The organism is Corallococcus sp. AB011P (assembly GCF_003611605.1).
Taxonomy (GTDB): Bacteria; Myxococcota; Myxococcia; order Myxococcales; family Myxococcaceae; genus Corallococcus; species Corallococcus coralloides.
Map to the genome: position 1 here is coordinate 329108 of NZ_RAVX01000004.1, position 19165 is coordinate 348272.

Annotated in this window: 19 protein-coding genes; 10 read left to right on the plus strand and 9 right to left on the minus strand. The window is 69.0% G+C overall.

The genetic code is table 11. The features are described from left to right. Nucleotides 1–26 precede the first annotated feature (26 nt). The 3 genes from D7X30_RS14570 (at nt 27) to D7X30_RS14580 (ending at nt 4029) form a co-directional block, all read left to right on the plus strand. Nucleotides 27–641, plus strand: coding sequence for a CAP domain-containing protein (locus tag D7X30_RS14570; RefSeq protein WP_120563516.1), 615 nt, complete (start codon nt 27–29; stop codon nt 639–641). A 37-nt stretch (nt 642–678) separates the two neighbouring features. Further along, on the plus strand, nt 679–1869 hold the full coding sequence (locus D7X30_RS14575; protein ID WP_120563517.1) for a cysteine desulfurase-like protein: 1191 nt from the start codon (nt 679–681) through the stop codon (nt 1867–1869). Nucleotides 1870–2100: 231 nt separating this feature from the next. Next, a complete protein-coding gene (locus D7X30_RS14580; protein WP_120563518.1) occupies nt 2101–4029 on the plus strand; it encodes a hypothetical protein in 1929 nt (642 codons plus the stop codon). A 7-nt stretch (nt 4030–4036) separates the two neighbouring features. Here D7X30_RS14580 and D7X30_RS41955 read toward each other — a convergent pair whose 3' ends face one another. Continuing rightward, entirely contained in the window at nt 4037–4453 is a 417-nt protein-coding gene (locus tag D7X30_RS41955; protein WP_158619267.1) for a hypothetical protein, read from the minus strand. 398 nt (nt 4454–4851) lie between these two features. Here D7X30_RS41955 and D7X30_RS14590 point away from each other — a divergent pair, with 398 nt between their 5' ends. Together D7X30_RS14590 and D7X30_RS41645 are read left to right on the plus strand one after the other, a co-directional pair. After that, nucleotides 4852–5502, plus strand: a complete 651-nt coding sequence (locus D7X30_RS14590; protein ID WP_120563519.1) for a hypothetical protein — start codon at nt 4852–4854, stop codon at nt 5500–5502. Between the two features lie 203 nt (nt 5503–5705). Next, a complete protein-coding gene (locus D7X30_RS41645; protein ID WP_147443188.1) occupies nt 5706–5924 on the plus strand; it encodes a hypothetical protein in 219 nt (72 codons plus the stop codon). Nucleotides 5925–6007: 83 nt separating this feature from the next. Here the strand turns inward: D7X30_RS41645 and D7X30_RS14600 are convergent, their stop codons facing one another. From D7X30_RS14600 to D7X30_RS14625, 6 genes are read right to left on the minus strand one after another with little or no spacing between them, the layout of a single operon-like run. Next, nucleotides 6008–6892: a DMT family transporter gene (locus tag D7X30_RS14600; RefSeq protein ID WP_120563521.1), complete on the minus strand. Its 885-nt coding sequence runs from the start codon at nt 6890–6892 to the stop codon at nt 6008–6010. Nucleotides 6893–6949: 57 nt separating this feature from the next. After that, nucleotides 6950–7831: an SDR family oxidoreductase gene (locus tag D7X30_RS14605; protein WP_120563522.1), complete on the minus strand. Its 882-nt coding sequence runs from the start codon at nt 7829–7831 to the stop codon at nt 6950–6952. Then, nucleotides 7828–8520 carry a TVP38/TMEM64 family protein gene (locus tag D7X30_RS14610; protein ID WP_120563523.1) on the minus strand — a complete coding sequence of 231 codons (693 nt, stop codon included), beginning with the start codon at nt 8518–8520 and terminating at the stop codon, nt 7828–7830. The genes D7X30_RS14605 and D7X30_RS14610 overlap by 4 nt, the downstream gene beginning before the upstream one ends. Then, nucleotides 8517–9179: a hypothetical protein gene (locus tag D7X30_RS14615; RefSeq protein WP_120563524.1), complete on the minus strand. Its 663-nt coding sequence runs from the start codon at nt 9177–9179 to the stop codon at nt 8517–8519. The genes D7X30_RS14610 and D7X30_RS14615 overlap by 4 nt, the downstream gene beginning before the upstream one ends. Further along, on the minus strand, nt 9176–9745 hold the full coding sequence (locus D7X30_RS14620) for a TetR/AcrR family transcriptional regulator (RefSeq protein ID WP_199724309.1): 570 nt from the start codon (nt 9743–9745) through the stop codon (nt 9176–9178). The genes D7X30_RS14615 and D7X30_RS14620 overlap by 4 nt, the downstream gene beginning before the upstream one ends. A gap of 31 nt (nt 9746–9776) precedes the next feature. Beyond that, entirely contained in the window at nt 9777–11339 is a 1563-nt protein-coding gene (locus D7X30_RS14625) for a DUF4153 domain-containing protein (protein ID WP_147443189.1), read from the minus strand. A gap of 302 nt (nt 11340–11641) precedes the next feature. Between D7X30_RS14625 and D7X30_RS14630 the strand changes: the two genes are divergently transcribed. Both D7X30_RS14630 and D7X30_RS14635 read left to right on the plus strand, forming a co-directional pair. Next, nucleotides 11642–12643 (plus strand): endonuclease/exonuclease/phosphatase family protein, encoded by a 1002-nt coding sequence (locus D7X30_RS14630; protein WP_120563526.1) that lies wholly within the window; start codon nt 11642–11644, stop codon nt 12641–12643. Nucleotides 12644–12881: 238 nt separating this feature from the next. Next, nucleotides 12882–13931 carry a GNAT family N-acetyltransferase gene (locus D7X30_RS14635; RefSeq protein WP_120563527.1) on the plus strand — a complete coding sequence of 350 codons (1050 nt, stop codon included), beginning with the start codon at nt 12882–12884 and terminating at the stop codon, nt 13929–13931. Here the strand turns inward: D7X30_RS14635 and D7X30_RS14640 are convergent. Then, nucleotides 13915–15039, minus strand: a complete 1125-nt coding sequence (locus tag D7X30_RS14640) for a hypothetical protein (RefSeq protein ID WP_120563528.1) — start codon at nt 15037–15039, stop codon at nt 13915–13917. The two genes, D7X30_RS14635 and D7X30_RS14640, sit on opposite strands and share 17 nt — an antisense overlap. A gap of 88 nt (nt 15040–15127) precedes the next feature. Here D7X30_RS14640 and D7X30_RS14645 point away from each other — a divergent pair, with 88 nt between their 5' ends. The 3 genes from D7X30_RS14645 to D7X30_RS14655 all read left to right on the plus strand — a co-directional run bounded on the left by D7X30_RS14645 (nt 15128) and on the right by D7X30_RS14655 (nt 17811). Then, entirely contained in the window at nt 15128–15661 is a 534-nt protein-coding gene (locus D7X30_RS14645) for a hypothetical protein (RefSeq protein WP_147443190.1), read from the plus strand. 84 nt (nt 15662–15745) lie between these two features. Then, on the plus strand, nt 15746–16999 hold the full coding sequence (locus D7X30_RS14650) for an APC family permease (protein WP_120563754.1): 1254 nt from the start codon (nt 15746–15748) through the stop codon (nt 16997–16999). 128 nt (nt 17000–17127) lie between these two features. After that, nucleotides 17128–17811 carry an abortive infection system antitoxin AbiGi family protein gene (locus D7X30_RS14655; protein ID WP_233591558.1) on the plus strand — a complete coding sequence of 228 codons (684 nt, stop codon included), beginning with the start codon at nt 17128–17130 and terminating at the stop codon, nt 17809–17811. 6 nt (nt 17812–17817) lie between these two features. Here D7X30_RS14655 and D7X30_RS14660 read toward each other — a convergent pair whose 3' ends face one another. Next, nucleotides 17818–19164: a Fic family protein gene (locus D7X30_RS14660; RefSeq protein ID WP_120563531.1), complete on the minus strand. Its 1347-nt coding sequence runs from the start codon at nt 19162–19164 to the stop codon at nt 17818–17820. Nucleotide 19165 lies beyond the last annotated feature (1 nt).

Genomic DNA, 19165 nt, shown 5'->3' on the forward strand with positions numbered 1-19165 from the left:
GGCCCCCGCCGGTGAAAGGTCTGTCCATGAAGCCCTCGCCCCGTTCGCTGTGTCTGACGTTGCTGAGCGCCGCTGCCCTGCTCGGCGGCTGTGGAGGCGAGGAGGCGCCCACGCCGCGGGGTGAGGGCGTCGTGGTGCCGCCGGCGCAGACGGAGGTCGCCGGCAACGGGCTGAGCGCGAGCGCCGCGTATTGCGACGACGTGACGACGTGGGACCCGGCCTGGGTGAAGTTCGAGACGGACGTGCTCACGCTCATCAACCAGCGCCGCGCCGCGGGCGCCACCTGTGGTGGTGTGGCGAAGCCGGCGGTGGGCGCGCTCACGACCAATGACAAGCTTCGCTGTGCGGCGCGCAAGCACTCCAAGGACATGGGCACGAACAACTTCTTCAGCCACACGGGATCCAACGGCTCCACGCCGTGGCAGCGAATGGCGTCCGCGGGCTACAGCTACCGCAGGGCGGCGGAGAACATCGCCGCGGGCTACGGCACCGCGCAGGCGGTGGTGGACGGCTGGATGGCCAGCACCGGTCACTGCAACAACATCATGGACGGGGCGCTGACGCAGACGGGCATCGGCTACTACAACGCGCCCTCCAGCACGTACCGCGCGTACTGGACGCAGGACTTCGGCACGCCGTAGTTCCTCCTGAAGGGTGGAGGGCTATGCTTCGCGTCCCATGCCCTCCCCCTTCGCCGAGCACTTCCCCGCCCTGCGGTCCGGCTTCAGCTACCTGGACAACGCTGCGGGAGCGCAGGTGCCCACGCATTGCATCGACGCCATCCATCAATTCCTCTCGGGTGGAAGCTGCAATGTGGGCCAGCCCTACCCCGCCTCCCGCGTGGCCACGGCGCTCAAGGCCCGGGCGCGCGAGGAGACCGCGGAGTTCCTCCATTGCCGGCCCGACGAGGTGATGCTCGGGCCCAGCGCCACCGCGCTCACCTTCCAGGTGGGCCGGGCCGTCTCACGCCTCTTCCAGGCGGGCGACGAGGTGGTCATCTCCGAGCTGGAGCACGAATCCAACGCGGCCCCGTGGCGCGCGCTGGAGGCGCAGGGCGTGAAGGTGACGACCTGGCGCGCGAGCTGGCCGGAGGGACGGCTGGAGACCTCCGAGCTGCGCAAGCTCGTCACGCCGCGCACGCGGCTGGTGGCGGTGTCAGCGGCGGCGAACTCCGTGGGCGCGACGCCGGACGTGGCCGCGGCGGCGGAGGTGGCGCACGGCGTGGGCGCGTGGCTGTTCGTGGACGCGGTGCACTCCGGTCCGCACCACCTGCCGGACGTGCGCGCTTGGGGCGCGGACTTCGCGGTGTTCTCTCCGTACAAGGTCTTCGGTCCACACCTGGGCTGTCTGTTCGTGCGGCGCGAGCTGCTCGCGGGGCTTCCGGCGGACAAGCTGTGGTTCATGCCGGATGACGGTCCGCAGAAGTTCGAGCCGGGCACGGCGAACCACGAAGGCTGGGCCGGATGGTTGGGCTCGCTGCGCTACCTGCGTGAAGTGCTGGGCGGTGGCCAGCCGGGACGTGAGGGATTGACGCGGGCCTTCCAGCGCATCGAGCAACTGGAGCAGCCACTGCTGGAGGCCGCGCTGGAGCAACTGTCCCGGCACCCGCGCGTGCAACTCTACGGACCGAAGACGTCCGCCGGGCGCGTGGCCACCTTCTGCTTCAACGTGACCGGCGTGTCGCCGCGCACCGTGGCCGAGCATCTGGCGGAACAGGGCGTGGGCGTCGCGGCGGGGCACTACTACGCGACGATGGCCGCGGAGGCGCTGGGGCTCATGCCTGACGGCGCGGTGCGCGCATCGCTGCTCCACTACAACACGGCGGAGGACGTGGGCCGGCTGCTCGCGGCGCTGGATTCGTTTCCTTGAAATCAGCCTGTAGACAGCAGCCAGAGTCAAACCAGACACACCAAGGACCTGACTCACCCGCATTGTATTTCTCGAAACCACCGGTAGAGTGATTCGCCTCACCCCACGGCGCACGAGAAATCCATGCAACAAAAAGGCAGTTCCTGGCTGCTCTGCGTAGCATTGCCCTTCCTTGCCCTGCTCTCCGGTTGCGCCTCGGAGACGCGCCCGGTTGCGACGGGCAGCGTCCACGTGAGCACCCTCGCCCAGGACCTGGCGTCCTCCGACGTGGCTCGCGTGGAACTGGCCATCACCGGGCCGGGCATGACGCCCCTCAACGCCACGCTGGAGCAATCGGGTTCTCAGTGGACCGGGGTGATTGGCAACATCCCCGCGGGCGCGGACCGGACCTTCAGCGCCCAGGCCTTCGACGCGAGCGGCACCGCCATCTATGAGGGCCAGGCGACGGGTGTCACCATCCAGTCAGGCCAGACGGCGGTGGTGGTGCTCTTGCTCCAACAGCGCACCGCCCCCACGCCCTTCGAGAACAGCGCGCCTCGCATCGGCGGCATCTCCGCGTCCACCTACCAGGTGCGCGCGAACCAGACGGTGACGCTCAGCCTCTCGGCTTCGGATGCGGACGGCGATGCGCTCACCTATGCCTGGACGGCGGATGGCGGCGCCTTCGGCAATGCCTCCGTGGCGAACCCCACCTGGACCGCGCCCGCGACACCTGGCAACTACTCACTCGATGTCGTCGTCTCCGACGGCCGGGACGCGCAGTCCGGCGTGACGCTGCGGATCGCCGTGCTCCAGGACACAGGGAACGCGAACGTGGCGGTCTCGTTCAATACCTGGCCCGTGGTGACACAGGTGAAGGGCACGCCGTTCGGGCAGGTGGCGCCCGGTGGCACCGTGACGCTGGACGTGACGGCAACGGACGCGGATGGCGACGCGCTCACCTACGCCTGGAGCGATGACTGCGGCGGCGGCTTCAGCACCACCACGGCTGCGCACAGCGTCTGGACGGCGCCAGCCTCCGAGCCCACGGGCGGTCAGTGCAAGGTGATGGTCGCGGTGACGGATGGCCGCGGCGGTAGCACCGCGGGCACGCTGCGGCTCAATGTCATCCAGCTCCAGGTGCCGACCCTGCCGCCCGTCATCGGACAGGTCTTCCAGTCAGCGGCCGTGACCCGGTTCGGAGAGACATTGCGCCTGTTCGCCACCGCGACGGATCCGGAGGGAGCGGCCCTGACGTTCACCTGGAGCGCCAGCGGAGGCACCCTGGCCACGCCCGTCACCACCGCGAATCGAAGCGAGATCGTCTGGATGCCTCCGGCGAATACGGGAGGTGCTGACATGACCCTCACGTTGGCGGTCGAGGACGCCAGCGGCCAGCGGACGACCCAGGTGTTCACGGTCCGGGTGGAGATCTGCATCCAGGCCGTCACCTCCCATCTCTTGACGACGAATGACTTCTCCACGCCCCTGAATGTGACCTACGGCATGGTGGGCGGCGGAGGCGGAGGGGTGACCCTGGAGACCGGTGGCACCGGTGCCGCGGCGGCGGGCAGCTTCACGTGGGGCGCCGGGGAGAACCTGGAGGTCTTCGTCGGAGGCGGCGGGGGGTATGGATACTGGCTCTCGGGAGGCAGGGGCGGTGGTGGCGCGGGGTACTTCGGCGGCGGAGGAGGAGGCACCTCCCCCAATGGTGTGGGAGGTGGTGGCGGTGGTGGCAGCAGCGCGATTCTGAGCGCCGGCCAGTTGGTCGCATTCGCCGCGGGGGGAAACGGTGGCGGTTCTGGAGCCGAAGGTGGCAGCAATCGAGGCGGCGAGGCGGGAGCCGACTTCTTCGGCGCCTTTCCGGCCCAGCCGGGCAGCGCGGGCGCGGGCGGCTCGACCGACCTCGCCGGAGGAGGAACGGGACTGGCGGGTGGAGCGGGACACGAGAACATCGCGGGAGGCGGCGGTGGCTTCGGCGGAGGTGGCGGAGGTTCGGGCCCCGCGGCTCAAGCCTCTGGAGGTTCTTCGGGCGGAAATGGCGGAGCGAGTTCAGCAGGCCTGGGCGCCAATACGTGGTCCAACGCCACGACGCTGCCGGCGGAAGCGGGCCGGTCCTCGATCGGCGGCGGCAACGCTGGGCTCGTCATTCTGAAGTACGACGGCGCCTGCGCGCTCTAGCATTCCATCAGCTCTGAGGATTCTTCGGCGCTGCGCCCGGGTCACGGCCTGGGCGCAGCATCGCCCATCCCGCCGCGATGATTTCGCAGACGCCGCCGATGACGATGCCCCAGAGGGCGACCTCCATGACGCCATCGTCTTCGCCCGACAGGAGCGGCTCGCTCAATCCCATCCCCAGCACCACCGTCCCAATCCCCGTGAGGATCCCCAGGATGGGGGAGTACCTGCGCTGACGGCCGGTGACGTTGAGGAAGAGCAGCACCCCTCCCGCGACGAGCCCCACCACCACGACGGCGGCCCCCACGAAGAAGGCCGGCCCCGGACCGTCCGCATCCCCCCGGGCCCAGGCCCTGGACGCGAAAAGGACGCTGGCCAGGCCGAGCATCCAGGAGAGGCGCATGTTCAACGCGGAGAGCCATCGCATCCGCGAAACCCTACCACCTCACGCCTCCACGGGCGGAGGAGGCCGCTTCGCCGTCAGCGTCGCCACCCGCCCGACCCCGCCTCACCGCGAGCGTCGCGAGGTCCGCCAGCCACTTCCGGGGCGCCTTCGCTTTAGCATCAGCCGCACCTCGCACCGCCCGGAGTCTCCGCCTGCTGCGTTATCCATGCTCGGACAGAAAGGGCGGCGGGGCTCGGCTCAGGTTCTTCGCTCGAGTCGGCGAAGCACGAGCCGGACACACGTCCTGATTGCAGTCGCGAATGTCTTGCTTGGGTTGACTTGATTCTTTGTGCTCGATGACATGCCATCCCATGCCGGACTCCCGCCACCGCTTGCACGACGCGAGCGCTCCCCACGGCGCAGAGGGAACCAGGAAAGGCATGGCGCCATTGCGCTGGCTGGTGGCGCTCACGCTGCTCGCGGCGTGCAGCGGCTATTCTTATCTCCGGGATGGCTACGGGACATACTTCGGGATTGAGGCCCGCGACGGTCGCGAGACTCCATGGGTCCGCGGGCCGTGGCCTGTCATCGACTCTTCCGTCGAAGCAGATGCCATCATCGACCAACTGTGCGCCCCGCTCATGGAGTTGCCCGCCGCTGCGCCACCGCGAGGCGAATATGGCCAGGAGTACTGCGGGGTCATCTACTCCTATGAGGGTCGCTACTATGCATCCTGGCCCGCTGCGCTGGAGACGCGGCGCCCCAGCGCTGAGAACAGCGACTTCAAGGACTGCCGCGTGCCGAAAAGAGTGGTGGATGAGCGGGGGCGGACGGCAATCCTCGCGGATTACCACACCCACCCGTGGCGTTACTCGCCGCTTTCCATCCAAGACCGCTGGAAGTCTCGCCAGCGATACTCGTTCCGCGTGCAGATGGACGCCACATGCTCCGTGCAGATGTACATTCCGTACCTTGAGCAGGAACGCCCTGGGGAGGTCTATATGAGAGAGGGTCGCCGCTGGGTGCTCATCGGGCGCGTCATGGACAAAGTGAACGGCATCATTCAGCCCGTGCCAGAGGGCTCCCGATGAGTCGGGCCTCGCTCCTCGTTCTATCGCTCGTTGCGTTGAGCGGGTGCTCGCTGTTCCAGCGCTCGACGCGCCCACCGCATGCGCCTCCCGAAGAGGCCCAGAAATTCGTCTTCCCTGCCCTCCCCTTTCAGGAGGGCCGGACAACACTGCTCAATGGGGACATCGCGACCGCCGTCCAACTCGCGATGGATGACTTTCTCCCCTTGGACCGCAAGCCCCCCAAGGACGCCACGCCGGTCGAGCTGTGCCTCTTCCGTCGCGACATCTACCAGGTGTCGGTGGAGCAGCTGCCGGACGGCATCGTCCTGGTCGGCATCTACGCGCACACCGAAGTCTGCGACCCGAACGACACAGCCTCGGATGCCGGAGGGCTCTACGCCGTCGATGTGCGACGCGGACTCATCGTCGCTCAACAGCGTTAGGGACTCGCCCACCACGGCGCCCGCCGAGCAATGAGGCGCACCTTCAACGCGGAGAGCCATCGCATCCGCGAAAACCTACCACCTCACACCTCCACGGGCGGAGGAGGCCGCTTCGCCGTCAGCGTCGCCCCCGCGGATGCCACGCTCACCAGAGCGACCGCCAGCCATTGCAGGGGGGTGAGCTGCTCTCGCAGGAACAACCAACCCACCACCGTCGCCACGCCGGGCTCCAGGCTCATCAGGATGCCGAAGGTGCGGCTGGAGAGCTGGCCCAGCGCCATCATCTCCAGCGAGTACGGCAGCGCGCTGGACAACAGCGCCACGCCCACGCCCGCGGCGAAGAGTCCCGGCGTCATCCGCTCCAGGTGGCCCTCACGCAGCATGAAGGGCAGCACCGTCAGCATGGCCACCACCATGCCCGCCGCCACGCCCTGCCCTTCCGGCACGCGGCGCGACAGCCTTCCGCCCGCCAGGATGTAGAGCGCCCAGCACGCGCCCGCCGTCAGCGCCAGCACCACGCCCAGCGGATCCAACCCGCCGGGCTTCGCCGTCCACGGGGTAATCAACACGATGCCCGTCGCCGCGAAGAGCACCCACACGAAGTCCAAGACCTTGCGCGAGCCCACCACCGCGAGCACGAAGGGCCCCACGAACTCCAGCGTCACCGCGAGCCCCAGCGGGATGCGCGCGATGGCCAGGTAGTACGTGAGGTTCATCACGCCCAGCGCCACGCCATACGGCACGACGGCCGCCCACTGCGCCCGCGTGTAGCGCAACAGCGGCGGGCGGAAGTAGGCCAGCAGCATCACCGACGCCAGCACCAGCCGCAGGCCCGCGGCCCCCACCGAGCCCAGGACGGGGAAGAGCCCCTTCGCGAGCGCGGCGCCCCCCTGCACGCTCACCACGGCGATGAGGACCGCGGGAATGGGGGGCAAGGCGGAGACACGGCGTCCGGCGACTTCGCTCATGGCGCGGCAATCTAGAGCGTGTCCCCTAAACCGGCGAGTGCACCCTGCGATTGGACCTCACACGACCGCCGCGCGAGCCGAGGCTTCGGCGCAGAGCTTCTCGCTCAGCATCCACAGGCCGGCCGCGAGCTTCGGGTCCAGAGCCTGATTCTGCGGCTTCACTGGCCGTCGTTTCGAGACGTACTCGCCCTTGAGCGGGGCCGCCTCCGGCGAAGTGGAGAGCCAGATGAGGGAGTCGGCGCCTTGCTCTGGCGTATTCGAGAAGGGCTTCGCGAGTGTGTAGACGACATTCAGCAGAAACCCCTGGTCCGAGCCAAAGCCGCCAAACTGAGTGCGCACCATGCCCGGCTCGAAGCAGTTCGCCGTCGCCGTCGTGCCCTCCAGGCGCCGCTGGAGCTCCTTCGTGAAGAGGACGTTCGCGAGCTTCGACGCCGCGTAGGCCCGTGGGCCCGAGCCCTCCAGCGAGGTCGGCGTCTTCTCGAGGTCGAGCACCCCGCGCGCCTGCATGGAGCTCGACGTCGACACGACGCGCGCGCCTGGAGTCTTCCGGATGAGCTCCAGCAGCGACGTCGTCAGTTGGAAGTAGGCGAGGTGGTTCAGGGTGAACGTCAGCTCGAAGCCGTCAGGGCCCTTCACCGGCGCCTTGAAGGTCGCGCCGGCGTTGTTCACGAGGACGTCCAGCCGGTCGTGCCTGGCCTTGAACTCCTCGGCGGCACGCTTCACGTCGGCCATCCGCGACAAGTCGCAGAGGAGGAAGCCGAGGTTGTCGTTGCCGCTCACGGCCTTCAGCTCCGCGAGCACCTGCGCGGTCTTCTCCTTGTTGCGACCGACGATGGTCAGCGTCGCTCCGCGCCTGGCGAAGTCCGTCGCCGCCGCCTTGCCAATTCCGTCTGTCGCTCCGGTGATGAGAATCACCTTGCCTGCGAGGTCCTGCGTCATGAGTTGCTCCAGAATTTGCGTAGGTGACGCCCGCGCTCGCAGGCCCGGGCAAGCGCGGCGAAGAGAACTGAAGCGACGAGCAGGCCGGCGAGGATGGGCCACGCGCCGGGTTGCATCCGCCCCGACGCGTCGAACATCTCGTTGCCGAGGTAGCTCACGAGGAGCAGCGGCGGCACGTAGCCCACCAGCGAGCCCCAGAAGTGGGTCCAGAACCCCACCTTCGAGACGCCAAGGAACCCGTGGAGCACCTGCGGCATCCAGAGAACCAACCGCAGGACCACGACGGTCTGGAAGGCGCGCCTCTCCAGTGCGTCGTCGTACTTGCGGAACCGCGCGGGAATGCGCGCGGAAACCCAGTCCTTCGCCACGAAGCGCGCGAACGAGAAGCCGACGACGCTCGCGGACATCGTCCCGATCATCGAGAGCGCGAAGGCTGTCTGCCACGGCCAGATCAACGGTGCCGCGACGATGAAGATCGACCCGGGGACACCGAACGGCTGGAGCACCGTGTACGCGACGATGAACGCGAGGTAGCCCCATATCCCCATCTCGATGAGCGTGTGGGCCAGGACCTTCGGCTCGGAGAGCCATGCGAAGACGTCGGAGTACCAGGCGCCCGCGAGCGTGAGGAGCACCAGCGCGACGACGCCAAGCCTCGCGACTCGCAGCGAGCGAGTCGTCGCGCTCATGCGCCGACCCTGTTGATGTCGGACGACTCAAGGATGAAGCGATCGGCCTTCCCCTCGACGACACGGAGCATCGCGCGGCCGAGGATTTCGGAAGTGGTGAACAAGAACGGGAAGACCCGGATGAAGAACGGAATGATCGGGTTCAGGGGCTTCATCAGGACCACTCCGACCTGATAGGCCCGCGTGCGGCTCCGGATCCCGGGCCCCGCCCGGATGAATGCAGGGCGGACGGCGCCGGCATGCCGGAACGGCATGGACTTCAGCGCGCCCTCCACGCGCTGCCGGACGCGCGCCCACATCGAGCGCCCGCCAGCGCCCCCTGCGGAGCAGTAGCAAAAGGAGAGTCCGGGGTTGAGCCGGAGGAGCGCGCGCGCCCAGACGAGCGTCAGCTCCTCGGTCAATCGGGCGTAGGCCGCCTCGTCGAGTCCCATCGAGCTGACGCCAATCGCCCAGATGCAGGCGTCGTAGCCAACGAGCTGGTCCTCGATGGCGGCGAACTCGAAGAGGTCGTTCAGCAACAGCTCGCGCAGCTTCGGGTGCTCGACGCCACACGGCTGTCGCCCGATGCTCAGCACGGATTCGACCTCAGGGGCACTGAGCGCTTCGCGCAGGGCGCCCGCTCCAACCATTCCGGTCGCACCGAAGATGATGACTTTCATTTCCGCCTCCCCTTCTCCTTCGCGGGAGGGGCGAAGCGCGCCGCGAGGAGCTCTGTTCGTTTCTCCAGCACCGCCGCCTTGGGCTCGTCCGCGAGGAGACCGTCGAGCGCGAGCAGGAAGACCTCGGCGCTCGCCTCATCGCCCAGGATGGAGGCCACGCACCGCAGCGCAATCTTGCGATGGAGCGCATCGGTCTCGGGATCGATCCGCTCGCAGGCCGCGAGGAACTCGCCTCCCATCGGCGTACCGACCATCTCCGCCCAGGGCTCGATCATCATCACGCGGCAAACGTCGAGCAAGCGCTCATACGGCGTGCGGTCCGGTGCGTTCGCCGCCTGCATCGCGAGGGGATGGCGCGAAACCAGCCAGTCCACGAAGACAGCCTTGAAGATGTCTTCCTTGTCCTTGAAGACCCGGTAGAGGAGCGTGCGCGAGAGGTGCGCCCGCTTGGCGATGTCCTCGAACGACGTCTTCGCGAAGCCGAAGTTGAGGAAACACCACCGCGCGGCGAGCAGGATCTTCGCTCGGCGCGCGGCGGTCTCGTCTTCCGTCATCGTCGTCACCATGCGGACACTGTGACAACGGACGCATTTTTTGTCAATTTGACCCGTCAGGGCCGGGCGCGCTCCAGGCTCCTGACCGCAGCAACGCCCGGCGAGCGAGGAAGCGGGAGACATTCCACTCCAGCACCGAGTCCTCCTGGGACAGCCGCTCCCGGTGCTCCTTCAGGACGGGCGCCAGCCGCCACTGGGACGCCTCTTCAATGATGGAGTCCGCCAGGACCAGCCCGGGCACGGCGTCCGCGGACAGGTCGTAGAACATCTCGGTGTCCAACGAACCGGTGCGCGCATACCGCTCCAGGTTGTGGCGGACGATGAAGGCCTCCGGGTTGAGGAAGTTGAGCACGAGCACCGAGCCCAGGGCCGTGGCGAAGGCGCCCACAGCGAAGCGCTCCGGCTTCCACCACAGCGTCACCGCGCGCCAGGCCAGCGCCGCGCCCAGCGCCACCATGAAGACATGCGTGTGCACGCGCAGCAGCGTGTAGCCGAACGCGTCCTCGTACAGCGACAGACGCCGCATCGCCGACGCGAGGATGATCAGCGTCAGCACCACCATCAACGACGTGCTCGCGCGGAAGACGGTCTGCGCCACGCGCGTCTCGCGCCGCGTCCAGCGCGTCAGGGCCATCACCAGCGCCAGCGTCAGCGAGGCGACGACCACAAGTTCGAAGAAGCCGCGCCGCGCGTACTCCGCGAAGGTGTAGCCGGAAGCGGGCGACGACGCGTCACCGACGAACAGGTACGCCACCTGGAAGGCCGCGAAGACAAAGAACAGCGCGTTCACGGCGAAGATGAGCGTGAGCGCCTCGATGAGCCCCAGGCGCGGCGTGGCTGAAGCCACCTCCGCGTCCCCCAGCTCTTTCATGGCGCGGCGGCGCAGCGCATGCCCCAGCACGCCCGCCGCGACGCTCGCGCCGAGCGCCACGCCGAGGCCGCGCGACATCAGCGTGCCCAGGTCCAGGTCGAACGACAGGAACCGCTGCAGGGTGGAGGAGAAGACCCCATCCGCTGATTCCAGCAGGAGCCCGAACACCAGCAGCACCGGCAGCGCCAGCAGCAGGCCTCGCGACAGCGCCCCCAGGAGGCGCGAGTGGGTCTTGAGCCCGCGCACGTCCACGCTGTCCCGGACGAGCACCGGCGGGTAGAGCAGGCTCTGCGCGGCGGAGCCGAAGAAGACGACAACATAGTCGGCGAAACCCAGCCGCTCCACGCGGCCCGCGGCCCAGAAGTGCGACAGCATCATCAGGAGCACGGCCGCGGTCATCACGTTGAGAGACAGGAGCCAGGAGCTGTCCCGCACCGCCACGAAGACGCTCACCAACCCCAGCGGCGCCAGCAGCCACGCGTTGGGCCGCGCGCGCTGCCAGCCTTCACGTCCGCCCAGCCACGCGAGCGCGCCCACCAGGGCCGCCACCAGCAACGGGAAGCCCAGGCCCCAGCGCGCCTTTTCGAACAGGACCTCCGCGAGCACACCCAGGGCCAGCGAAGCCGCCAGCGTCCGGCGTGGGGCGCGCACCCACGGCAGCAGCGGCCGGACCGGGGCCGCGACAGTGGAAGCGGGAGAAGGAGGAAGCGGAGACAGGGGAACGGACGGGGTCATGGCGTCGGCACCTCGCGGGCGCGTCAGCACCCGGAACGACGGCAGGATGCACACGCCTGGTGGCACGTCTGGGGGCCTCGGGGGCGAGCGGTCGCGGAGCCACGCCGAACGGCGCTGGCCCTTCCGTGGCCGGTCGGCACGGCCCGGGCCTGGAGCGGCGGGACAGCCCCACCCGGGGTCCGCATCACCGGGACCGGGAGTCCGCCCCCCTGGACGAAGCCGCGAGCCGCACCGCGTCGGCGGACACTCCAGGGCGGTCCGCGCAGCACCCGGGAGCGCCCCGATGTTAGGTTGCCGCCCCGATGGCCCCCCCGCCGCGGCTCCCCTTCCGCTTCCGTCCCCGCTCGACCCTCGTTCTGTGCGGTCTGGTGCTCGCGTTCGCGGGCTGTGACGGTCTGCCTTCTCAAACCCCGCCGGTTCCGGACGCCGGGTCCTGCGTCCAGGGCAACTGCCCGCAGCCCGACAGCGGAACGGCGCCGGTCCAGTCCGGCACCCACGTGCGCATCGCGGCGTTCAACGTGCACCGCCTCTTCGACACCGTCTGCGACACGGGCTCCTGCGGAGGCTCCAACTACGAGGAGCTGCCCACCGAGGCGGAGTTCGAAGCGCAGGTGGGCCAGCTCGGCCGGGCCATCACCGCGCTCGACGCGGACATCGTGCTGCTGGAAGAAGTCGAAACGCAGAACTCGCTGGATGGGCTGTTGAAGAAGGTCCCGGAGTTCCCCCATTCAAAGCTCGGGGAGACCTACACCAAGGCGTCCGTGGACGTGGCGGTCCTCTCCCGCCACACCATCACGGAAGTGCGCAGCCACCGGAACCAATACATCTACAGGCCAGATGGTTCCGCCACCCGCTTCTCGCGCGACCTGCTCGAGGTCCACGTGGACATGGACGGCTCGCGGGTCATCGTCTTCGCGGCGCACTTCCGTTCCAAGGTGGACGACGATCCGGGCCGCCGCATGGCGGAGGCCAATGCCTCGCGGGAGATTCTCCTCGAATCGGCCAAGGAGTTCCCCGGCGCGCTGATCGTGCTCGGCGGAGACCTCAACGACATCCCCGGCTCGGATCCCATCAACGCCCTGGACCAGGCCCTGCTGCGCGTCGCCAGGGACCGGCCGGTCAGCGACACCTGGACGTACTTCTATTCCGGCAGGGGCCAGGCCATCGACCACCTCTACCTCGCGCCCAACGAGGGCGGCAGCTATGTGCCGGGCTCCTTCCGCGTGGCCCGTGAGCCCACCGGCGGCTACGGCGGCTCCGACCACGGCGCGGTGTACGCGGACTTCGCGCTCACCCCTCCCTGAAGCGCGCGGGACGGCGAGCCCCGCACACTCTCCCTCCCTGTCAGCGCGGTGCCTGTGGACCAGCGCACGTGGGAGGCCTGGCATTGACGCGGCAATGACAGCCAGGGAGGAACCGTCCTCGGCGGCCGATTTCCAGCCCGGCCCCCCTCCCTACCTTCCTTGCCATGAACAGCAATCGCATGGCGAATGCGGCACGCCATCCCCGGGCATTCCGGCATCCCGTCCCGGAGGGCAGGCCATGATTGAGGTGCGCACCTTCGAAGGTGACGCCTCCGAGGCGTCGTGGTTCCTCAACCGCGTCTGGCAATCCACCTACGGCAAGACGGCCCCCATCCCCGTCTGGGACAAGCGCTTCTGCGACTGGCGGCTGTTTCGGGACGGACAGGCGCCGCGCGACTACCTGCTGGCGGCGTACGAGGGAAAGACGCTGGTGGGCACCCTCTTCGCGGAGCCCGCGAAGCTGCGCCTGGGACGCCTGGAAGTGGACGGCAGCTATGGACTGCGGGCCACCGTCACGAACTCCCATCGAGGACAGGGCATTGCCGCGAAGCTCGCGCACGAGCTGCTCCGGAGGCACCAGGACCGGGCAGCGCGGCTCACCCTGGGCTTCACGACCACGGAGCCCCGCCCGCCGGGCTTCTGGCGGCACGCGTGGAACACGCGCCTCTTCGGTGGCCAGGGGATGTGGCTGTATGCCTTTGATGCGCGAGCGCTCGCCCGCTGGTCGTTCACGGACAACGAGCGGAGGTTGTTCACGCTGGCGCATCCCTTCCTGCGGCACCGCTTCCGTGAAGCGGACCCACAGGGCATCCGCCCCTACCATCCGGCGGACCTGGGCCCATGCACGGCGCTGGTCCACGACATGCTGCGCCCGGTGACGCTGGGCTACACGTACACGACCGAGCAGTTGGCGGCCCAGCTCCAGTACCGCGACGTGCCCCGGACCTTCGTGCTGGAGCAGGACGGCGAGGTGCGCGGACTGGTGAGCTCACACAGCCTGTTGATGACGGGCGTGGGAGAGCTCACCGCGGAGGTGGTGGACCTGATGGCCTTCCACGCCTCCGTGTCCACCGAGGACCGGCAGAGGCTGCTCCAGGTGGCCATGCAGGACATGGAGCGCCGGGGCGTGGCGTTCGCGGGCATGTTGCGCGGGCCCGGCACGTCGGCCTGTCTGTTGTTGCGCTCGGGCTGGGTGCCGCTGCCCCGCCGCGCGAAGGTGACGTGCCTGATGCCCATCTGCGACCTGGACATGCCCGCGGACCCGTGCGTCTTCACGCACCTGCGCTGACGCGCGAGCCCTGGACCTTGCGCAGCAGCCACACGGCCCCGCGGGCCAGGGTCCGCACGCCCCCGCCCGCGCAGACGCACAGCGCGGGAATGACGAGCAGCAGGTACTGCGGCCACTTGGTGTTCCACAGCAGCAGGAACACCAGGCCCACGACGGCGGCCACCGCCCACACGGGCCGCTCGCGCCACGTGCGGGGCAGGCCCACCACCGCCAGCGGCAACAGCGCCCGCGCGTTGAAGTGCGTGAGGTAGATGCCCGGGTCGGAGCCCGACAGCCACGTGTCCGTGAGGAACACGAGCGGCTGGTACCAGGGCAGCCCAGCGCGGCGCACGTGCTCGTTGTGGGAGTAGCCCCAGTGGAAGGTGATGGACTCCCACAGCGACGCGAACGGAGACGCCCACAGGGCCGGGTTCACCAGGATGAACACCGCCGCCGTGGACACGACGATGGCGGCCCACGGGCGCCACCGCGTGCGCGCGCCCGATATCAGGAACGGCAGGAAGGTGAGCCCGCCCACCAGGCCATACGGATACTTCCCCGCCGCCGCGAGCCCCAGCAGCGCGCCGGACACCGCCGTCCATCCCGGAGCGAAGCCTCCGCGCCGGGCGCGTTCAAACGCGAGCAGCGCGAGCACCGCGAGCAGCCCCGGCACCGCCTCCAGGTACGCCTGGGACGTGTACTTGGTGTGGTACGGGTCCCACGCGAGCAGGAGCGCGCCCAGCGGATCCACGAGGGCGACGAGCCCCACCTGGAGCACGCCGGCCACCGCGGACAGGCCTCGCGTCACGTCGAACGCGGGGCGCGCGGCGTCCGGAATGGGCCGGCCCATGGGGACGTCCCGCCAGTCCGGCTCCGGGGCGCCCGTCACGCGCACGGACTCGGCGAAGAGCAGCTTCACCAGCGGCGGATGTTCGAAGTTCTCCCGGAGCTGGCCGATGTCGCCCCAGCGGCCTTCGTCCATCATCCGGGCATAGGTGAAGGCGATGGGCAGGTAGGTCGCCTCGTCGAAGTCCTGGCCCAGCCGTTCCACCGCTCGGGAGCGCTGCCAGACCGCGACCACGATGGCGACGAGTGCGACGAGGAGGGCCAGCAGGCGCGTGCGGGACACGTGCGCACGGATATCACGAACGTGCGGCCCGCCGAGCAGCCGGGGCATGGCCCTGGTGACGCGTGGCCCGGCGCCCCAGCTTTGGAGCATGAGAATCGCTCGCATCCTGACCGTTGCCGCCCTGCTCGCGGGCGGATCCGCCGTGGCGAAGAAGAACGACACCGTGGAGCTGCGGACGCCCCGGACGACCGTGCGTGCGAACGTCGACGCGCAGGGTCTCCAGGGTCCGGACCTGAAGCTTCAGCTGTCGGACAACGCGTTGAAGGGCCAGGCCTTCCAGCGTCCCGTGGACCTGAAGCTGTCGGAGCGGCGCATCGAGGGCACGGTGGGGGAGAAGCCGGTGGAGCTCACCGTGGACGAGCGTCCGGACGTCGTGGAGATGATGGGCACCTTCGCGGGCGAGCCCTCGTCGCTGACGCTCAGCCCGGACGCGCTGACGGGGTCGGTGGGGCCGTGCGGCTACAACCTCATCATCGAGCGAGACCGCAAGCACTACCGGGGCACGCGCGCCTGCGGCGACCAGCGCGAGAACGACGTGTTCGTCTCCATCCCGAAGTCCCTGGAGCGGGAGTCCGCGACCGGGCGCATGGCGGCGCTGAGCGTGCTGCTCGCCCATCCCTGAGCACGGCGATGGTGCGCGGGGCGCGGGTGTAGTGAAGTCCACGCCGTGTCCACCCCTCCCTCCGGCGTCGCGCCCGAGCGCACCATCGGGCCGTTCCAACTGCTGGCCCTGGGCGTCAACGGCATCGTGGGCGTCGGCATCTTCTTCGCACCCGCGGAGGTCGCGGCGCAGGCCCCCGGCCTGGGCGCGGTGTGGGCCTTCGCGCTGACGGGGCTGGCGCTGGTGCCGGTGGCGTTCGCGTTCGCGGTGCTCGGCCGGCGGTTCGACTCGGATGGTGGGCCCGTGGTGTTCGCGCGGGCGGCGTTCGGCGAGCGCGTGTCGTTCCTCGTCGGATGGGTGGCCTACGTCAGCGCCTTCCTGAGCACGTCCGCGGTGATGGCGGGATTGGCGCGCGCGGTGGCGCCATCGGTAGGCCTGGGCGGACCCGTGGGCGAGCGGCTGCTGGCCTCCGCGCTGGTGACGGGGCTGGCGGCGCTGGTGGCGTCGGGCATCCGCGTGTCGGCGCGGACCTGGACGGCACTCACGGTGCTGAAGCTCGTGCCGCTGGCGGTGCTGTTGGGTGCGTTCTTCTTCCTGCCTGACAGGGATGTGCCGCCACCGCTGCCCGCCACGGGAGCGTCCTGGCTGAAGGCGGGCCTGACGGTGATGTTCGCCTACCAGGGCTTCGAGATCGTCCCGGTCATCGCGGGACAGGTGCGCGCGTCCGAGCGCACGGTGCCCATGGCGACGGTGGGCTCACTGCTGCTGGCGATGCTGCTGTACGTGGGGCTCGTGTGGGCGTGTGTCGCGGCGCTGCCGGACCTGGCGAGGGCGACCGCGCCCCTGGCGCAGGCGGCGGGGGTGTGGGGCGGCGCGGGGCTCGAGCGGCTGGTGGGCGCGGGCACGAGCGTGTCCGCGTTGGGCATCTGTGTGGGGATGATGGTGACGACGCCGCGCTACCTGTCCGCGCTGGCCTCCGGGGAGCGTTCGCTGTTCGGGCTGGAGCAAATGTCGGCGTCGGGCGTGCCCATGCGGGCGCTGGCGGTGACGTGGGCGCTGGTGCTGGGGTTCGTGAACCTGGGGGACCTGTCGGAGCTCTTCGCGCTCTCCGCCATCGCGGTGCTGATGCAATTCGGTGTCACGGCGGCGGCGTTGGCGGTGCTGTCGCTGCGGCGGGAGCGGAACCTGCGGCCGGTGCACGCGTTGCTGGCGGTGCCCACGCTGGTGCTGGGGCTGACGCTGGTGGCCTTCGGCGCGAGCGCACGGGAGGCAGCGGTGGCGTCGGTGGCGGTGCTCGCGGGGCTGGCGTTGATGCGCCTGTCGCGGCCGAGGGAGCCAGCGCCCGTCCGCCTGTCCTGAGGCCTTCGCACGTCAGGAGGGCGGGCAGGCCTTGGGACAACCCAGCACGTTGTGTTGCGAAGGAGGGACCGGGCCGGGAGACTCGCGAGGCGATGCTCGGGTATCAGGCGAATGCGCAGTGGCGGGACATGTCTGACTTCGTGGTGCACTTCACGAAGCCCGGGCCCCCGTACCACGACGCCTACCAGAACATGATGAGCATCCTGGGAGCGCGCACGCTCATCCCGGGCGCGGAGGGGTTTGGCATCGCGCGGAGGGAGTCCGTGGTGGCGGACCGGCACCGCTCGGTGTGCTTCAGCGAGATTCCGCTCGATCAACTCGCGAGGCTCGTGCAGCGCCGGAGCCTGTACGGCATCGCCTTCCGGAAGAGCTTCATCCTGTCGCAGGGCGGAGGACCCGTCTGGTACGTGCAGTACGGCTCGCCAGCGCACCTGGCGATGAGGCACCAGTTGGACCAGGCCCTGGCGGCGAAGGAGCCCCAGAAGGAACCCGTGTGGGCGGTAACGCCCTTCGTGGACATCCAGGGCGACGCGCACAACGCGCCCTACAGCTACCGCTTCGATTGGGAACGGGAGTGGCGCGCCCCAGGCCTCCTGCGCTTCACGGAGTACGACGTCGCGGCGCTCTTCCTGCCCGAAGAAGTCCACACCGTGGCGAGGGACTTCTTCGCCTGGGCCGTGCGAGAGCGCGCGGGTCCGGGCTACTTCTGTCCCGTGTTGGATCCGGGATGGAAGGCGGAGCAGATCATGGAGGCGCTGGCGAAGCACACGGAGGCGCCGGTCGCGACGGAGCGCAAGAGCGCACCGGGGTGACCCACTTCAGGGCTTGTGCTTCTTGAGGCGTCGCTCCAGGTGGGCAACGGGCGAGAAGAAGTAGGCCCGTCCGATCTGATCCCTCTCCAAGAACCCCGCGGCTTCGAGGTCGAGCAGGTCCTGTCGGGCGGTTTGATAGACCACTCCGTGCCGACGCCGGTGCGACTGGATGTCGTAGCGCGCGGCCGGATGGTGAAGGGCATGCGCCAGCAGCTCCCGCTGCCGGGGATTGAGGCCCGCATCCTTCTTGAGGAGAAGATCCACCTGCCGGGCCTCTTGCCCCTTCCGCTCCAGATACGCGTAGAGGTCATCGGTCGCGCGTTGGATGACGTCCAGTTGGTGCAGGAGGAAGTAGGTGAGGTCTCCCCGGTCCGTCTCCGTGAACAGGAACGCCCGGCTGTATTGCATCTGGGCGCGCTGGATGATCCGGGAGATGGAGAGGAACTCCGCGATCCAATATCCCTCCCGGATCATGCTCCAGTAGAACAGGGCCCGTGCGGTGCGGCCGTTTCCATCCACGAAGGGATGGTCATAGGCGAGCATGAAATGAATCACGATGGCGCGTACGACGGGATGGATGAAGACACTCCCGTCGGAGCCGTTCGCGAACGCACAGAGCTTCCGCAATCGGCCGGGCAGTTCACTGGCGTCAGGGGGGACGTGGAGGATCTCTCCACTCGCCCGGTCCTGGACCGTGATGGGCTCACCGCCCCGCCGCAAGCGGCCCTCTCCTCCAGGGTCGAGCGTGTCACGCGTGATGGTTTCGTGAAGCTCCAGCAGCAGGGAGGTCGTCAGGGGCACATGAGCATTCCGGCGCATCAGCTCCATGGCCTGGAAGTTGTTGAAGATCATCCGCTCGTCCTTGGTCCGAGGCGGACGTCCCTGCTCCAGCATCTCCCTGGCGACCTTTCGGGTCGTCGAGGCTCCCTCCAGCTGACTGGAGGTGATGGCTTCCTCCATCAACGATTCGACGATGTAGCGATCCCGGACGCCTGAGTTGGCCAGTTGAGGGTCCGCCAGCTCCAGCCCTTTTCCGAGCTGCCGGTCTATCCGATGCAGCGAGGAAAGGAGCCCGTCGGGGCGGGTGAAGGAGAACGGCTGCCCCGTCTTGTCCAGGAGAGGCAGTTCGGCGCTCAACGTGGTTCGTGCGGTCTTGACCCGGTACCACCACTCCTCATGCGTCATGCCCTCGGGCGCGGGATGCCGGCGAAGCTCGTCCCAGTGGAGATAGCGTCCGTCGAGCTCTGGCCCCACGGCCTTGTGCTCCAGCAGAGCGACAAGGCGCTCCTTCCCTGACTTGGCAACCGTCTGGACGAACGCGTGGAGGCCGGGAGGCGTCGCGGGGAGTCGCATG

Coding starts and splice junctions, on each gene's coding strand:
- D7X30_RS14575 (WP_120563517.1), top strand. CDS start 679: ATGCCCTCCCCCTTCGCCGAGCACTTCCCCGCCCTGCGGTCCGGCTTC.
- D7X30_RS14605 (WP_120563522.1), bottom strand. CDS start 7,831: ATGACGCAGGACCTCGCAGGCAAGGTGATTCTCATCACCGGAGCGACA.
- D7X30_RS14600 (WP_120563521.1), bottom strand. CDS start 6,892: ATGAGCGAAGTCGCCGGACGCCGTGTCTCCGCCTTGCCCCCCATTCCC.
- D7X30_RS14660 (WP_120563531.1), bottom strand. CDS start 19,164: ATGCGACTCCCCGCGACGCCTCCCGGCCTCCACGCGTTCGTCCAGACG.
- D7X30_RS14630 (WP_120563526.1), top strand. CDS start 11,642: ATGGCCCCCCCGCCGCGGCTCCCCTTCCGCTTCCGTCCCCGCTCGACC.
- D7X30_RS14615 (WP_120563524.1), bottom strand. CDS start 9,179: ATGAAAGTCATCATCTTCGGTGCGACCGGAATGGTTGGAGCGGGCGCC.
- D7X30_RS14590 (WP_120563519.1), top strand. CDS start 4,852: ATGGCGCCATTGCGCTGGCTGGTGGCGCTCACGCTGCTCGCGGCGTGC.
- D7X30_RS14645 (WP_147443190.1), top strand. CDS start 15,128: ATGAGAATCGCTCGCATCCTGACCGTTGCCGCCCTGCTCGCGGGCGGA.
- D7X30_RS14620 (WP_199724309.1), bottom strand. CDS start 9,745: ATGGTGACGACGATGACGGAAGACGAGACCGCCGCGCGCCGAGCGAAG.
- D7X30_RS14570 (WP_120563516.1), top strand. CDS start 27: ATGAAGCCCTCGCCCCGTTCGCTGTGTCTGACGTTGCTGAGCGCCGCT.
- D7X30_RS14635 (WP_120563527.1), top strand. CDS start 12,882: ATGATTGAGGTGCGCACCTTCGAAGGTGACGCCTCCGAGGCGTCGTGG.
- D7X30_RS14625 (WP_147443189.1), bottom strand. CDS start 11,339: ATGACCCCGTCCGTTCCCCTGTCTCCGCTTCCTCCTTCTCCCGCTTCC.
- D7X30_RS14655 (WP_233591558.1), top strand. CDS start 17,128: ATGTCTGACTTCGTGGTGCACTTCACGAAGCCCGGGCCCCCGTACCAC.
- D7X30_RS14610 (WP_120563523.1), bottom strand. CDS start 8,520: ATGAGCGCGACGACTCGCTCGCTGCGAGTCGCGAGGCTTGGCGTCGTC.
- D7X30_RS41955 (WP_158619267.1), bottom strand. CDS start 4,453: ATGCGATGGCTCTCCGCGTTGAACATGCGCCTCTCCTGGATGCTCGGC.